Origin of the sequence: Deinococcus alpinitundrae, from assembly GCF_009982895.1 — a bacterium.
Taxonomy (GTDB): Bacteria; Deinococcota; Deinococci; order Deinococcales; family Deinococcaceae; genus Deinococcus; species Deinococcus alpinitundrae.
In genome coordinates this window covers 1-272 of record NZ_WXZL01000241.1, presented here as the reverse complement: position 1 = coordinate 272, position 272 = coordinate 1, and the positions used below count along the sequence as shown (strand labels likewise).

The following is a 272-nucleotide window of genomic DNA, read 5'->3' as shown; positions in this document are numbered from 1 at the left end:
AGAGAATAAAAAGATTTTTCTGAAATTTAATCTATCAATTACATTGATTTACTAATATAATTAGAAAGTAAATTTTATTTGATCAAAGTAAATGGGGGAAGTACTGGGATAAAAAATAATAAAACAGTTGAAGATACGTATTCAACTAAAGCAATCGTAGACTCAATATCATCATCTGTTCAAATGAAACAAGTGATGGTACAGCAAACACCAGGACGATACATGCTAAAATCTATGATGGCAGGTTTCTTATTGTCCATTGTTACTGTTTT

At 28.7% G+C, this 272-nt stretch carries 1 protein-coding gene; it reads left to right on the top strand.

Annotated features, from left to right (window positions below):
- Window positions 1–78: 78 nt before the first annotated feature.
- The coding region (locus GUI70_RS25670; protein WP_237725148.1) for a hypothetical protein at window positions 79–272 on the top strand (194 nt) is incomplete at its 3' end.